Source organism: Akkermansia muciniphila, from assembly GCF_018709685.1.
GTDB classification, from domain to species: Bacteria; Verrucomicrobiota; Verrucomicrobiia; order Verrucomicrobiales; family Akkermansiaceae; genus Akkermansia; species Akkermansia muciniphila_E.
Window position 1 is genome coordinate 88,473 of record NZ_JABDHQ010000003.1, and the last position, 16,204, is coordinate 104,676.

The 16,204-nt window shown below is 49.3% G+C and carries 8 protein-coding genes; 7 read left to right on the forward strand and 1 reads right to left on the reverse strand.

The window, feature by feature from the left end; all coding sequences use genetic code 11:
* Positions 1 to 4 precede the first annotated feature (4 nt).
* The 5 genes from brxC to HHJ06_RS03165 are packed head-to-tail and all read left to right on the forward strand — an operon-like array spanning position 5 to position 12,031.
* Positions 5 to 3,430, forward strand: a complete 3,426-nt coding sequence (brxC, locus tag HHJ06_RS03145) for a BREX system P-loop protein BrxC (protein WP_215427518.1) — start codon at positions 5 to 7, stop codon at positions 3,428 to 3,430.
* Positions 3,431 to 3,447: 17 nt separating this feature from the next.
* Entirely contained in the window at positions 3,448 to 6,930 is a 3,483-nt protein-coding gene (locus HHJ06_RS03150) for an Eco57I restriction-modification methylase domain-containing protein (protein ID WP_215427520.1), read from the forward strand.
* A complete protein-coding gene (gene pglZ, locus HHJ06_RS03155) occupies positions 6,927 to 9,239 on the forward strand; it encodes a BREX-1 system phosphatase PglZ type B (protein ID WP_215427522.1) in 2,313 nt (770 codons plus the stop codon). The genes HHJ06_RS03150 and pglZ overlap by 4 nt, the downstream gene beginning before the upstream one ends.
* Positions 9,240 to 9,242: 3 nt before the next feature.
* Positions 9,243 to 11,282 (forward strand): protease Lon-related BREX system protein BrxL, encoded by a 2,040-nt coding sequence (brxL, locus tag HHJ06_RS03160; protein WP_215427524.1) that lies wholly within the window; start codon positions 9,243 to 9,245, stop codon positions 11,280 to 11,282.
* Entirely contained in the window at positions 11,279 to 12,031 is a 753-nt protein-coding gene (locus HHJ06_RS03165; RefSeq protein ID WP_215427526.1) for an HNH endonuclease, read from the forward strand. The genes brxL and HHJ06_RS03165 overlap by 4 nt, the downstream gene beginning before the upstream one ends.
* A gap of 9 nt (positions 12,032 to 12,040) precedes the next feature.
* Here HHJ06_RS03165 and HHJ06_RS03170 read toward each other — a convergent pair whose 3' ends face one another.
* Positions 12,041 to 14,110: a DUF262 and DUF1524 domain-containing protein gene (locus tag HHJ06_RS03170; RefSeq protein ID WP_215427528.1), complete on the reverse strand. Its 2,070-nt coding sequence runs from the start codon at positions 14,108 to 14,110 to the stop codon at positions 12,041 to 12,043.
* Between the two features lie 895 nt (positions 14,111 to 15,005).
* On the opposite strand from HHJ06_RS03170, the gene HHJ06_RS03175 reads away from it, so the two are divergent.
* Together HHJ06_RS03175 and HHJ06_RS03180 are read left to right on the forward strand one after the other, a co-directional pair.
* Positions 15,006 to 15,857, forward strand: coding sequence for a DUF932 domain-containing protein (locus tag HHJ06_RS03175; RefSeq protein ID WP_215427530.1), 852 nt, complete (start codon positions 15,006 to 15,008; stop codon positions 15,855 to 15,857).
* A 45-nt stretch (positions 15,858 to 15,902) separates the two neighbouring features.
* The gene (locus HHJ06_RS03180) at positions 15,903 to 16,202 is read left to right on the forward strand and encodes a hypothetical protein (protein WP_215427531.1); all 300 of its coding nucleotides are present in this window, start codon (positions 15,903 to 15,905) and stop codon (positions 16,200 to 16,202) included.
* Positions 16,203 to 16,204 lie beyond the last annotated feature (2 nt).

Consider the following 16,204-nt stretch of genomic DNA (forward strand, 5'->3'; position numbering starts at 1 on the left):
CTCTATGAAGAATCGCGATATTTATCTTAAGGATCCAGCTGCAACAAAACTGGCCAATGAGGGCGTTGCCGATGTGGATAACATCAATGACGAAATCCTTCGTTATGAACTGGAAACCTTTGTCTGTGATGGACAGTATGCCAAGGGGCTGACCTCTATCCTTCAAACCTTTTTAACGAACATGGGGAGGGGGCAGCAACCCGCTTTCTGGGTGAGCGGATTCTTCGGTTCAGGCAAATCCCATCTTCTTAAAATGCTCGGTGTTCTTTGGGAAAACAGGGAATTGGAGGGGTATGGAAAACCGAGAGAGATAGCGTCCCAGCTCCCGCAAGAGATCAAGGATGCCTTTCAGGAAATAGATATTAAAAGCCGGCGGAAAAACCTCCATGTTGTCATGGGGACTCTTACTGGAGAAGCAAGGGGAAGCGTTCGCCTCGCCTTTTTAAAACTTGTTCTGAAATCCAAAGGGCTTCCGGCAGACTATTCCAAGGCACGCTTTACTCTTTTTCTGAAACAGGAAGGTTGGTACGAGGATATTTGTAATAGTTTGGCTTCCCAAAGCACAAGTTTTGAAAAGGAAATCGAACATTTGCGGGTATCAACCAAACTGCATGAAGCCCTGTCTGTTTGCGCCGGAGGAAAACTGGGATCCCACAAAGAATGTCGTGAACTGATCAAGGAGGAATACAAGGAAAAGGAGGATGTCAATAACGATGAGATGATTGACATGATCCGAACCGTGCTTTCTTCAGAAACGGGAATACCGCTTACACTGTTCATTTTAGACGAGGTTCAGCAATTTATCGGTGATCATGCAGATCGCGGTATGGTCGTTCAGGAAATTGTGGAGGAATGTGCTGCGAAGCTGGGATCGGATATTATGTTCATCTGCAGCGGACAAACGGCCATTACCGGCACACCCAACCTGCAAAAGCTAGCCGGTCGCTTTCCCAATCGCATAGAATTGTCGGATGCTGATGCTGATGCCGTTATCCGGAAAGTCATTTTACAGAAGAAACCGGATGCGGTTCCCATGATTCGCCAGACTCTTAATGAATCTCGCGGTGAAATTTCTAGGCACCTCTCCGGCTCATCTCTGGCTGCCCGTCATGAGGACGAAAGTATTGCCGTCGAGGATTATCCCATGTTGCCTACACGGCGGCGCTTGTGGGACTATTTGATCCGGACTTTGGATCAAACAGGCGCCCAGGGACAGCTTCGCAACCAACTCAAGCTTGTGTTCAAGGCTCTGCGAAGTAATTTGGATGAGAAACTGGGCCAGGTTGTCCCTGCGGATTTTCTTTTCTTTGATATGGCCCCGGATTTGATGAATGCCCAGGCCATTTCGCGGGATCTGTATGAATTTATCATGAAGGAAAAAGACGATCCGGATTCTTCCCGTCGTCTTATGGCGAGGGCCTGCGCCATCGTCTATCTGATTAACAAGCTTCCTCCGGAACTTCATGTGCGGGCGAATGTCAATGCCATCGCGGATTTGCTGGTTTCCGATCTGGCTGAGGGTTCTTCCGCCATTCGCAAGGAGTTGCCGGACTTGCTGAATGGCTGTCCCTGGATCTTGAAAATGGGAGACGAATACCGCATCCAGACAAAAGCAAGCCTGGAGTGGCGGGAAGTTTTTACGCAACAGCGCCAGCAAATAGCCAATGATGCGGCTCGTATTCAGAATGAACGGAGCATTCGTCTTGAACAATACCTCCAAGATCTGTCGCTGCCCCCCCTGAAACAGGGGGAATCCCAATGCCCGCGTTCCTTCGAGTATTGTTTTCAGTCCAAGCTCCCCCGTGATGCTGCAGACAAAATCTATATCATGGTCAGGGACGGGTGGACATCCAGGCAGGAAGCCGTCTTGCAGGAGGCCCGGGCGGCACGTCCGGATCTTTCCTCTATTTATGTTTTTCTGCCGGAAATATCACGGGATAAATTAAACAATGCCATCCGCGATTTCATGGCGGCACGGGACACCTTGAACATACGTACCGATTCGGCAGACCCTGAAGCACAGGAGGCCAGAAATGCCATGCGATCCCTCAAGGCGGAATCCGAACAGACGATCAAAACGCTTCTTCAGCAGTCTCTGGACCGTGCCGACGTCTATCTGGCCGGAGGAGAAATCATGAACGCATCGTCTCTCCGTGAGGCATTGGTCGCGGCCTTGAAAATTGCTCTGGACCGGCTTTATCCCCATTTTGGTCTTGCGGACTCCAGAGGCTGGGACAAAGTCTTTGAAAAAGCGAAAAAGGGCGATCAGGACGCGCTGCAAATTGTCGGTTTTAGAAAGGAAGTGGACAAACATCCCGTATGCGAAGCCATCTTGAGATGGCTCTCTCAGGAGCGTAGTGGCCACGACGTGAGAAAATACTTTGAAGCTTCCCCGTTCGGTTGGCCGCGGGATGCTGTTGACTCCGCTCTTGTTCTTCTCTTTCTGGCAGGAAAAATTCGGGCCAGGGCCGTATCAGGGCGTTCCTGGGAAGCCGTCAGAGAAATGGACCGGCGGGAAATGGGGCAGGCATCGTTCAAAAGTGAATCCATCACCATCACGACTTTACAAAAAATGGAGATTTCCGCCTTGTGGAAATCCCTGGGCATGGAAAATCTCGATCCGCAAAAACTCCTGGAACGGGCAGACGAATTCAAAGCCGCTCTGAATGAGCTTGTCCGTACCTCAGGTGGGGAACCTCCTTGCCCGGAAGTGCTTCAACATCCTTTTCTGAGAACTGTTTCCGCTTCTTATGGCAATGAACTTCTTTCCTGTTTACTGGACCATAAATCGGAATTGAGGGAATGTATTGCCCAATGTCAGCAACGCAGAGAAGAAATACGGAAGGCAGAACCGGCATGGAAAACCCTTCAATCTCTTTTGAAACACGCATCCAGCCTGCCTGGCAGCCAGGAAATCGCTAACCAATGCACCACGATGGTGCAAGAGCGCAGTCTGCTCCTTCACTCGGAGGCGGTGCGTTCCTATTCCCTGGAACTTACACGGCTTTTGTCTTCTGAAATCGGGAAGTATTTTGCTGCTTATTCAGAGGCGATTGAGCAGGGGGAAGAGAGCCTTGCCCTGGATGAAACATGGCAGGGGCTTTCTGAAGAAAAGCGGGGGAGCCTGCTTGCCCGCCAGGGTTTGACTCAGAAGGGAAGTCTGTCTTTGCCGGATGTGCCCAATACTCCAGAACAAGTGTTATCCGTATTGGAGGAATCCGATTTGTCTGATTGGGATAACCGGGTTCGTGCTTTGCCGGAAAGGTATAAGGCCGTACTGCTGGAGGCAGCGCGGTTGCTGGCGCCCCAGGCCCATCCGCTTTCTCTTCCTCACAAAATCATTTCTTCCCCTGAAGACGCGGAACAGTGGTTGAATGAAGCCAGGGCCATCATCTTATCTTCCCTCGCGACAGGGCCTGTTCGTCTTTAACGGATGATTATTATTTTATGTCTTTTCTTTCTAATACGCAACGGTCTCTTCTGGAGAAAACGGTCCGCCAGGGGCGCGCTCTGGTTGAGCAGGCTGTCCGGATTGTGCTGGAGCGGCTCGCCGTTTCCGCAGCCAACGCGCCGGATTATCTGACTGCCGCAGAAAAAAATTGCAGGATTCACCTGCGCAAGCATGCACGCTTGCTGGGAAGCTCCCTGGAAGGAAAATTCCAGCCGGTCGACCGCTTGCTGGACGAACTGGCTTACCATCACTGGCATCGAATGTTGTTTTCCCGGTTCCTTTTGGAAAACAATTTGCTGGTTTATACCCATGAAGGCTGTTCCCTCCCCGTCTCATGGGAAACCTGCAAGGAATTGGCTCAGGAATTGGACGAACCGGATGCATGGGCCCTTGCCGGAAAATTGGCATCCCACATGTTGCCGCAAATTTTTGGGACAGATGACTTGGAAATCAAGCTCCCGCCTGACAAGCAGAAGGCGCTGGAAGATTTAGTGTTGCAGTTGCCAGCGGACATATTCCGGACAACTGATGCCCTGGGCTGGGTGTACCAGTTCTGGCAAACGGATCAAAAAGAAACGGTCAACCAATCCGAAAAGCCCATCGGCGCCAAGGAACTTTCTCCGGTGACCCAGCTTTTTACGGAGCCGTACATGGTTCAGTTCCTGTTGGACAACTCACTGGGAGCCTGGTTCGCTCTTCGCCGTCTGACGGAAAAGGACTGGCGGGAGGCCGTCTCGGAAGAAGAACTGAGAAGCAAAGCGGCGGCTCCCGGTTTGCCGTTGACCTATTTGCGCTTCATTCGCACGGAGGAGGGAATGTGGGAACCGATGAATGGGAAACTGGAAGGTTGGGGGAAGGAAATCGGCGAATTGCGCATCATGGATCCGTGTTGCGGCTCCGGCCACTTTCTGGCGGCAGCTTTGCACATGATCGCCTCCATGCGAATCGCTCTGAATGGAGAACCCGCAACATGGGCCATTGACCGGACTCTCGAGGAAAACATCTATGGCCTCGAACTGGATCGGCGTTGCGTAGAAATTGCGGCATTTGCTTTGGCTTTCGCCGCCTGGACATTTCCCCCGGCTCCTGGTTTCCGCTCTCTGCCGGAGCTTCATCTGGCCTGCTGCGGGCAAAAACCTCCGGTAGACGAACAGTCATGGATGCAATTGGCCGACCAGATGGCGGTGTCCGCTTTTGGAGGTTCGGAGCTCCTTGTCGATAGGGGAGGAGATACCCCCCTCCTGCGTTCCAACGTCGCCCGAACCATGCGCAAATTGTACGGACTGTTCGAACAGGCGGATTTGCTGGGAAGCCTCCTGGATCCCAGAAATCTGGAACGAGATTTGTTCCATGAAGATTTTGACTATGTCGCCCAATTACTGCAAACCGTACTGAATCGCACGTACTCGGAGGAGGGACGGGAAACCGCGATCCGTGCCAAATCCATGGCCAGTGCGGCGAAAATGCTGGGGGAGCAATATGACCTTGTCATCACCAATGTCCCTTATCTCGCCGCCGGCAAGCAGGATCGAGCTTTGTCTGAGTGGTGTGCGAAGCATTACCCGGAAGCCCGGGCGGATCTGGCCACCGTCTTTTTGGAGCGTTGTCTGAAATGGACTTCTTCCGAAGGAGGAATGGCGTGCATCGTGCTCCCGCAGAACTGGCTTTTCCTGAAAAGTTACAAGAAGTTTCGACAGAAACTGCTCCAGCATTATGCCTTGAACAGCGTAGCGAAATTGGGACCGGGGGCTTTCCAAACAATCAGTGGAGAAGTTGTCCAAGCCATTCTTATTTCACTTTCAAGTCCTCATGATGGAACAGCATCCCTGAAAGAACAACCGCTTCGCGGTATGGACGCCTCACTTGGGAAAAAAGCGGCAGACAAGGATGCAATGCTTCAGCTCCTCCCCATTCAGAGCGTCTTGCAGCAGACACAACTGGATAATCCGGATTCTCGGGTAACAATGGAAGTGATGGGAAATTTGCCGTTATTGGAACAATATGCCCAAGGATTGGCTGGAATATTAAATGGAGATTCGCCCCGTTTTTTAAAAGTATTTTGGGAAATTATAGATCGAAATGATTTATGGTCATTTCAACAAACTACAGTAAATAGTTCTTCTTTCTTTGGAGGTCTCCAAAATTTAGTATTTTATGATGAAAAAGAAGGTCATTTGAGGGAAGATGAATGGATTCGGAAAGAAAGACTCCACAATTCCGATCAAAGAGGACAAGCTGCACTAGGAAAAAAAGGAATATCTTTATCATCCATGGGATCCTTGCCTGCAACCCTTTTTTGGGGAACTCGTTTTGATTCTAATGTTGCAACTGTTTTGCCACAACAAGATGAACATCTTCCAGCCATCTGGTGCTATTGCTCTTCCCCTGAATATAACGAAAATGTTCGAAAGATAGATCAGGCTCTTAAAGTGACGAATGCCACCCTGGTGAAAGTTCCCTTCGATCTGGAGCGTTGGCAAAAGGTCGCGGAAGAAAAGTACCCGCATGGCCTCCCTCTTCCGTTTTCCGATGATCCAACACAATGGATTTTTCACGGTCATCCCTGTGATTCCGTAATTTGGGATGAGGATTCGAAAAGAACGGCATTTGGTCCTAAACGTCATGACGCTACCGTTTTGCATGTGGCCGTTGCCCGTTTGTTGGGGTACCGGTGGCCTGCCGAGCAGGACGACACGATGGAATTGTGCGAAGAAAGCCGGGAAGTGATCAGGCAGGTTCGACCCTTGGACCGGTTTGCCGATCATGACGGCATCGTCCCCATTCCTTCCATGGTGGGTGAATTGCCGGCGGCGCAGCGGCTCTACAACCTGATTCAAGCCGCCTATGGAGAGGCGTGGACGGGTGAAACGGTTCGCTCCCTGATTGCCGCAACCGGATCCAAAGCCCTGACTCTGGAAGACTGGTTGCGGGACAGTTTTTTTATCCAGCACGGCAAGCTTTTTGGAGACCGCCCGTTCCTGTGGCACATTTGGGATGGATTGAAAGACGGCTTTTCCGTCATCGTCAACTACCACAAGCTGGACAACCGCCTTTTGCAGTCTCTCATTTACACCTATCTGGGGAATTGGATGGATCAGCAAAAAACGGAAAAATCCCGGGGAGTAGATGGCGCCGAGGAAAAGCTGGAGGCGGCCGTTCGCTTGAAAGGCCGACTGGAACTCATTCTGGAAGGAGAAGCCCCCTATGACATTTTTGTGCGTTGGAAACCGTTGAACCAGCAACCGATGGGCTGGAATCCCGACCTGAACGACGGAGTGCGTCTCAATATCCGCCCCTGGCTCTCGGTGGACAGTGTCGGCAAAAAGGGAGCCGGAGTCCTGCGGGACAAGCCCAACATCAAATGGGACAAGGACAGAGGCAAGGATGTGCCTACTGCGCCCTGGTTTTGTCTGCACCAGGGGGATCGTATCAATGATCACCATCTGACTCTGGATGAGAAACGAAGATCACAAGCATGAATAAAGCCATGACGTTCCGAAAAGCTTTCATTTCTTCGCTCCGCAAGGCGGGGCAGTACAACTCCGAGATACAGGAAGCCCCCTGTTGCATCCTGTGGACGGATGAAGAACGTCAGTGGGAACCGATCATCCCCTCTCTTCTGGCAAGCATTCCGGAATTGTTTGTACTGGGTGATTATGAGCCGGATGGCAGGCAGGGCCCCGCCATTTGGTTGAGATGCGCCCTTCAAGGGCACCATGAAGGAAGAAAGGAACACATACCCGTTCTGTATCTTCCCGGCGTGTCCCGCTCGTCCCTGCGTGCAGTGGAGAATTGCCCCCGCCTCCTGCAGCCTTTGGCTGAGCTCCAGTACCGGGGTGTCTTTTGGAGCCAGGAAAGCGCAAAAGACTGGACGTTGCTAGCCTGGATGACCACAGCCAGAAGGGGGCTCAACCTTCAAGTTGATCGAAGCAATGCGACGCGCCAGGCCCTCAAGTCGGCATTGCCCGTTCTGCTGGACAAGGATGTGCAGGAAATACAGGGTTTCATCCTTGATGCCGAATGGTTGAACAGGCAAATCATAGGAGGGGATCCCGTTCGTGAAATGCTCCAATGGCTTAACGACGGCGAAAATGCCCTGAAAAATAAAGGTGAGGCTCATTGGAAATCTTTTCTGGAATTGTGCAAGGGAACTTACCGGTTTGACCCGGAAGAACGGGGAATGCTGGAAGCCGCAGCGCACTTGCAGGCACAGGATTCGGATATATGGAGGCAGACGTGGGAAAGGTTTATGGAAAATCCTTCCCGGTATGGCAATATTCCCTCCCTGCTCCGCCGGACGGAATTGCCCGAATTCGGTTTGTTTGATCCGGTGGAAACAAAATTTTGCTGGCTTGCGTGGAATGACCATGAGGAAAAGGGCCTGAAGGAAGCTCTGGCGGCCATGAAAAACATGACAGCCGGAGAAATGCAAAAGCTCATCCGGTCCGAATATGAAAGACACTCTTGCAGAATGGTTTCTCCGTGGACCGCCGCTGGAGAATGCCCATGGGTGCGTCTGTTGGAACAACTCTACCATCTGGTTCTGGCAACGGAGAAAAGCGGCTCCGCTGCCAATTGGGACTCACTGAGACACCATTATGAGCAAGAGGGCTGGAAAGCGGACAAGGCGGCCCTTGCCGTCATGCAAATGGTGTGTGAATTACAGGAATTGAATGAACCCGTGCATACTGTGCTCAGGGTGTTGTATTTGCCCTGGCTGGACACGGCTGCGCGGCGGATGCAAAAGCTGGCTTCGGAATCTCCCTATCCGGAAACCATTTGTACCGAACTGGTTTCGTTCCCGGAAGAATGCAGGATTTTTGTAGATGGGCTCCGGTACGATATCGCTCGAGAAGTATTCGGGAAGCTGCAGGAACGAGGATTGGACGTCGCTCTTACTTCCGTCTACAGCGCATTGCCCAGCCTCACGGCTACGGGCAAGCCTGCCGTATCTCCAGTTGCCTCCCAGCTGGAAGGAGACGCGGATGAAAAGGACTTCTGCCCCAGAATTCAGAAAACGGGACAATCTCTTAAGGGGGGTGTATTGAACAGGATTCTTGAACAAGCGCAGGAAACCACTTTGTGCAGATGGATGGAGTTGGGCAATATCGACCACGAAGGCCATGCCAAGGGAATCCGTCTTGCCAAGCACTTGCCGGGTATCATTGATGAAATGGTGGATGATATTCTCACGCTATCCCGGAAATATTCTGTTATCAGAGTAGTGACGGATCACGGCTGGCTGTTGATACCGGGGGGATTTCCCAAGGTAGAACTCCCCGCCTGCCTGGTAGAGGGGAAATGGGGGCGGTGCGCCTTGCCGAAAGAATCCGCCATATGGGGTGACCATCAAAGCTATTCCTGGTTCTGGAATGGTCAATGCCGGTTTACGATTGCGGCGGGAGTGGCCTGTTACCGGGCCGGCATGGAATATTGCCACGGGGGGATGAGCCTTCAGGAATGCATTATTCCCGTGCTTACAGTGAAAAATGCGCAAGCCTCCCGCGCAACGGTAAACCACGTTTCCATTCAGGGCATCGTTTGGAAAGGGCTGCGCTGTGTCATTGACATAGAGGGTGGAGACACTTCCATGATCGTTGATATTCGACGTTCTCCCGCAAAGAACACAACGAGCCTGGCTGTTTCTCCAAAACAACTGGCTCCGGATCAGCCTCAAAAATTATTGATTGAAAATGAAGATACTCTGGGGGAGGAAGCTTATATCGTTATTTTGGACCAGAATGGGAATTTGCTATTGCAGGCATCAACACGTATTGGAGAAAGATAACAGATGAATATGGATGCATTGGATAAGAAGGCGGCGGCTGTTCTGGACGGAAGCATTGTCAGAAAAGATCTGGTCAGGACATTCAGTCGGCAATTTCCCGTACCCACCTATGTCGTGGAATTCCTGTTGGGGCGTTATTGTGCCAGTACGGATCAGAAAGAGATTGAAGAAGGGCTGGCTATCGTACAAAGACAGTTGAAAGACAGGACAGTCAAGGCCGGGGAGGAAGAACTTTTCAAACACCGCGCCAAGGAGGCCGGACAGATCAAATTGCTGGATATAATCAAAGCCCGGCTGGTTAATGATGAATACCTGGCGGAACTGCCAAGCGTAGGGTTGAATTCTGTACGCATATCCGGCGAATTGGTCGGGAAACATGAACGCATGCTGACCGGAGGCTTTTATGCGGAAATAACGCTGGAATACGATGCCTTCATCGCGCAGGAACGGGGAGGGAAGCCTTTTGGCGTTGTGGATTTGCGGCCGGTTCAGCTTTCCCAGAGGGATGTGCTTAAAGTTCTCGCCCAAGCCAGAGAAGCCTTCAATTCTGAAGAATGGAAGGATTTCATGCTTCGCTCCATCGGTATGGAACCGACATTCCTGAATGAAAGACAGAAGAACGCCTTTTTCTTGCGGATGATTCCTTTTGTGGAGCGCAATTACAATATGGTGGAACTGGGACCGAGGGGAACAGGCAAGAGCCATCTTTTCCAACAGACTTCTCCCTATTCCCATCTGGTCTCCGGAGGCAAGACGACTGTAGCCAAAATGTTCGTCAATAACTCGAATGGGGCCAAAGGGCTTGTTTGTCAGTATGACGTCGTGTGTTTTGATGAAGTTTCCGGTGTCTCCTTCGACCAAAAGGAAGGCGTCAACATGATGAAAGGATACATGGAATCCGGAGAATTTAGCCGAGGCAAGGAAAGTATCCGGGCCGAAGGGAGCATTGTGTTGGTGGGCAATTTTGATGTCGATGTCGAACATCAACAGCGGGTAGGCCATTTATTTGGTCCGCTGCCTCCCGAGATGCGCGACGACACGGCGTTCATGGATCGTATTCACTGTTATTTGCCGGGCTGGGACGTCCCCAAAATTAAAAAAGAATTGTTGACCGACCACTTTGGATTGGTATGCGATTTTCTTTCGGAATGCTGGAATCAACTTCGTATGCAAAGCCGTGTGAATGTGTTGCAGGGAAGAATGCAGTTTGGCGGCGCCCTTTCCGGACGGGATACGACAGCCGTCCACAAGACAGTGAGTGGCTTATTGAAGCTGATGTATCCCGATCCTTCTACCCCAGTGTCGGATGAAGACCTGGAATGGGCTGTTCGCCTTGCGTTGGAATCCAGGCGACGGGTGAAGGAACAGCAGAAAAAAATAGGCGCTGCGGAATTCAGGAACACGCATTTCAGCTATACACTGGGTAATGACGGAGTGGAACAATTCGTAGGTACTCCCGAATTGCATAGTGAAAATCGCATCGGAACGGATCCATTGGAACCAGGCCAGGTTTGGACTTTGTCTCCCGGTGGACAGGATGAAAATTGTGGCCTTTATAGGGTGGAAATTAATGAAGGACCTGGGAGTCATGTAAAAATTCTGAATACTCCGGCACCACCTGCCTTTAAAGAAAGCGTTCGGTATGCGCAACAAAACCTTTACGCGCGGGCCATGCAGCTTGTCGGCGACCGGGATCCTCGTGAGCACGAATTCAGCATTCAGCTTCGGGCTTTTGACGCTTCACGCGCAGGAGCCAAATTGGGCGTCTCCGTTTTGATCGGCATGGTCAGTACTCTGCTGAAAAAGAGCATTAAGGGAGGCCTTGTTATTGTAGGAGAAATAAATTTGGGTGGATCCATTGAAGAAATATTCAATCCTGTGACAGTTGTAGAAATGGCTGTTGAGAAAGGAGCAGCATCTATTCTGATGCCAGTTTCATGCCGAAGACAGCTATTTGACTTGTCGGATGATATGGCGACCAAGGTAGATATTCAGTTTTATGCGGATGCCCGTGATGCTGTGTTGAAGTCTATTGTGGAATGATCATAAAGCATAAGGCAATGAAAGAAGAAAATAGTAAGAAAGACAATTTGCTCAACTGGAAGAATTCCTTGGGGTCTGAAAAACCAGGAATAGCCGCATTAATATTGGATGCGTTTATTTCCTATGTAGGCATGGATGGAACTTTGACCAAGGAAGATTTTAAGGTTCATTTTTGCTCACGAGAAGGAATTGAAACCGCAAAGGATTTTGATGACAGCATCGGGCAAATGTCAAATGAACTTACTTCAGATAAAGAGGGAAAATCTCATTCTGTGCGCCCTTTTAAGCCTCTGGATGGAAAGTGGTCACGAAAGCAGAGGTATGCTTTGCACGATGATATAAAGGAAATTTTGCGTGAAATACAATGGACGTCTACCGAAAGGGGTCAGATAGAAGAAAAAATAAGCCCCGAAATGGAAGTAGAAATGGCCGTTCTGGAGGGGGGAAAGAAAGAAAAGAAAACTCTGGTCAGTGAGCGAAATTATAAACTGGCTCAGCAGGCAAAAGAAAGGGATCACCATACTTGTCGATCGTGTGGGTTCCATTATCATAATAAGATCGTGGAAGCGCATCATCTAGAGCCACTCTCGGATTATGAAAAAGAAGAGATAAATACACTTGACGATCTTGTTACTCTATGCCCGAATTGCCACAAAATAGCTCACCATTTTCTTAAGGAAGATGGTGATTGCAAAAGATGCGATCTTTTACTTTCTAAACTGGAATCTACAAGAAAAAATTTCTATTGATATACAATTTTAATTTTCTATTTGTCTATTCAAGGCTTGCTGAATAACCTCCATAATGTTCTCAAGGCGGGAAGTATCCTTCATCATTATTTCTACTTCTCCATTGCCCCATCGTCCCAGATCCTTGACATTTCGGCAGATTCCCTCCGGGTCAACGACTTCATCAAAGGGAAGATTGATGGAGAGTCTTAGAGAACGCTTTTGGGGAATGATGTCAACAAAGTTGGTCTGAACTTTATAGGCGACATAAAGCTTGAGGAATACTTCCCTGACGGAAGGATCAAGATTAAGGATCCTCTTTCTTACAACATGAAACAGCTCCAGCATGTCCGGACTCCAATCATAGGTTTCCATACTATACAGGGAAGGCTCTGAAGATGATTTTTTCTTATAGGAGTCGAGGATTTCCTGTGGGAGGTAGGGGCGTGTCCAGATTTGACAAGCTTTTTGAGCCAAGAGTTGTGCTCGAGTCTCAATTTCTTCTGCCCCCCAACTATTTGCCTGGCGTGGGTATTCATTAAGGCGCAAAGGAGAATCATTGAATCCTCCCGTCATTTTCTTCTTTTCGCTGAAAGAGCGATTGCTCAGTTCGGAGTTGTAGCCAGTCAATGTCAGGTTACCCAGATTGTGAAGATATTTTTCATGAAGTTCCTGCCATTGGTCTCCCAGCATGGTTTGCCACTCAGAAGAAAGATTGGCGCTTTGGGGCATAATATGCTCGATCGTATAATCCCCAATATGGATCTGTTCCTTTCTGTCTTTATTTTCGAGTATGGTCAGTAAATAATTTCGTCTCGGGAAATTGTAAACGTCTTTAGACGTCAGGGCAGCCATGAATTCCCGGTCTGTGGGGAAACGTTTATAATTGTCCGCAAGAATAAGAGCTGCATCCAGACTTTCCATGTAATTTTCGGGATTGATCTGGTGGTAAAGTAACATGAACGTCTTGTTCAGGCTGTTTGTAGGGATACCACACACAGCACGGCGGAAAACATAGCTTTCTACTCGATAGACGATAGAGAGAAAATCATCAGCAGATATGGTTTGGTGCGCATAATCTCGGTAGACAGGAAGCAGGAAAGGATGACATACATCCACTTTCAGCTGGGAAAGACGAAAGAAAGCTTCATTCAGCTTTTTGTCTGTCTCTTTATGAAGAGTCATCTTGCAGTAATAAGACGAGAATTCAAAAATATCAGCAATGATTTCTTCTATACTCAGCCCTCGTGTATGGACATAATTTTTGAATGCTTCATATACGCCATCCTTACGGGGAATTTCCTTTTGTTTGAAAGTCAAATAATCACGCATGAAACTGTTGAACAGAAGCTCATATTCGTTTCCGTAACTCTGTTCCATCGGGAACCAATACTTTTCATACAATCTGGTTTGCTGGTCAACAGGTAGCCTCATCAAGACATAGTTACGGATCAAATCCGTCTGGGACAAGGCCAACCCAGTACTGTTCATACTTTCGAAAATCAACTGGGGATCATCTTTTTCCCGTTCTAAAGCAACATCGACGACAAAAAGTCTCATCATTCCATCATAAATGTCCCTGACGTTTTCATGTGTTATTTTCCCTTGGAAAAACTTGTAATTTTCTACGATTCTACTGAGAGCATTCTCAGGCAATTGGGTGCCTCCGACCAAAGAACAAAAAGCCGTCTTGTCTCCCTGAGTCAGCAGTAATTTGAAACGTTTTTCTCCTGTCTCCTCATTATTGAGAAGATAGTAATTTCGCAGTTTTATAGGTGTTGTATCAATTTCCAAGCCAGGAGTGTGTTCCAAAAATTCGGAAAGAGCGAGAACCAGCAATGAAATTGTTGTCAAACGTTGTTGCCCATCGATAACAAGAAGTTCCGGTACATCGCAGATTGTTGTGATACTATGCTGAAAATGGACGACAGAGCCGATGAAGTGACCATTCACAGAATCATCCTTGCTAATTCTCAAGATATCCTGAAGTAATTGCTGACACTGTGCAATAGTCCAACAGTAAGTTCTCTGGTAAATTGGAATGACAAATTGCCTAGGGCCTTTCAGGAGAGACAATAGATTTTCGGCATTGGCCTTCATGGAGTGCAGTCTTGCATAAATGAAGGAGTAGCACAAGGTACTTGCCTTTGAAGAATACCACTTTTCGACCTTTTTTATAGCAATAATGTAACCGAGCGGTTGGAAGCCCGAAAGTCGCATACATGTCCTAATAGCTCATCTCTAGTACAGTGTGAGAGATAGACATCGTTTCAACTTTAAAAGTAGAAAGGAACAAGGAAAATAGCCAAAGGAAGAGAAAAATGGATTGAGATCTACGAACAAAGGGGCCATGCAGGATGGCATGGACTTGTTTTTCAGATTTGCAAGAACGGAAATAGAGATATCATTCATTACAAACAGATTTCTATCAATTTTTTGACTATTTTTTGACACGCACAAGTTCGGGATATTCCAGCAACTTGGCGATGTTCTTTTCCGAACCGGGGAGGTAGTCATGAATAGATTTATTGAATATTTCCTTATACATCTTCAGGATTGGTCCATTGATAATAATCTGTGCAGATATTTTCGATATAGTCATCACCAATTAGTTACTGACGCCTCCAATAGGAGATTTTCTCGGTGGCCATCTGCTTGGTTCTCATTCCGCCGTACTGATCAAAGATTTGTTTGCAATCCATTACATCATACTTCTGTCTTGTTCCATTATAGGACTTTTATACGTTGAATTAATATCAGTTTTTACCATTTCAAGTGTTAGAGCGGATTTTTTTATAATTACATACATTTGGCTCATTAATCGAATCAATCTATTCCATTAATTTTAAAGCTAGGATGTGTGTCTGGAAATTTTCTCTCTCCCCGCGTCATATATCCATGAGGAAGTAGATTCTCTGCTTCCTGCCAGTGCTCGCCTCCCGGCTTTGTTCCGGGAGGCGGGCTTTTTGTTGCAACAAACCAATCATCAATGAACATGAATACTCATACATCCACACGCGAACTCTATCGCAACCGCGACAACAGCCCGCTGGACAGAAACCAGGTCCGGCGTGTCGCACCCTCCGTCTTTGCCGACCGTGAAGATGACAGCCGTTCGAAGAAATACCGCTTCGTTTCCTCCGACTCCCTGCTCGACCAGATGGAAGAAGCCGGGTTCCTCGTCGTTGGAGCCCAGGAACAACGCACCCGGAAACCTGACGGCACTCCCACCCGCAAGCACCTGATTCGCTTCGCTCACCGGGATGTGCTGGAACACAACCGTGAGCAGCGCATCGAAGTGGTCATGATCAACAGTCACAACGGCAGCTGCTCCTACCAGCTCATGGCAGGCATCTTCCGGCTGGTCTGTACCAACGGTCTGATTGTCGGGGCACGTATTGCCGCGATCAACATCCGCCATATGGGCCATACCGGAGACGAGGTGATTGCGGCCAGTCTTCAGTTGGCCTCCGAAACGCCCCGTATCATGGACGACATTCGCCGCATGCAGGGAGTGGAACTCCCCTACAGGCGACAGGTGAACTTTGTTCATGAAGCGGCCCGGCTGCGCCTGGGAGACGACTACGAAGACAGGATACGTCCTGAAGCCCTTCTGTCGCCCCGGCGTTGGAACGACATCGGCTTTACAGCGGGAGGACCGGCTACCGTCTGGCAGTGCTTCAACCGGGTTCAGGAAAGCCTGATCCGGGGAGGCGTTCCCTTGAAGCCCCAGAAGGAAGGTGCTTATCGCCGCCGTTCCCTGCGGGCTCTCAACGGTATTGACGGCAATACGCGCCTGAACCGGGAGCTCTGGGATCTGGCCGACAGCTACGCCCTGAACAACTGACCTGAGACGACCATGAAAAGAAAACATCATCTGAGCTTGAAACGTATGGGACGGACTCCATCGCTGACCGGGCTGGAACTGTCCATTCTCCTGTACCTTCACGGCGACTTTGAACGCAGTGACGAGGAAATCATGGCGGAATGTCGTGGCATTGAGCAGGAGAGCGTCAGGCATGCCGTCCGTGGTTTGGCCGGGAGGGAGTTCATCATCCGTACGAAGGAAGAGGAATTCCTGCTTCGTCCCGACTGCTGGCTGATTACCTATGCCGGACGGCAGGCGCTCAGGCAATGGGTGTCCGCTGCCGCTCCGGTTCGTCGATCATCCCGGACAAGAGTTCCCGCATGAGG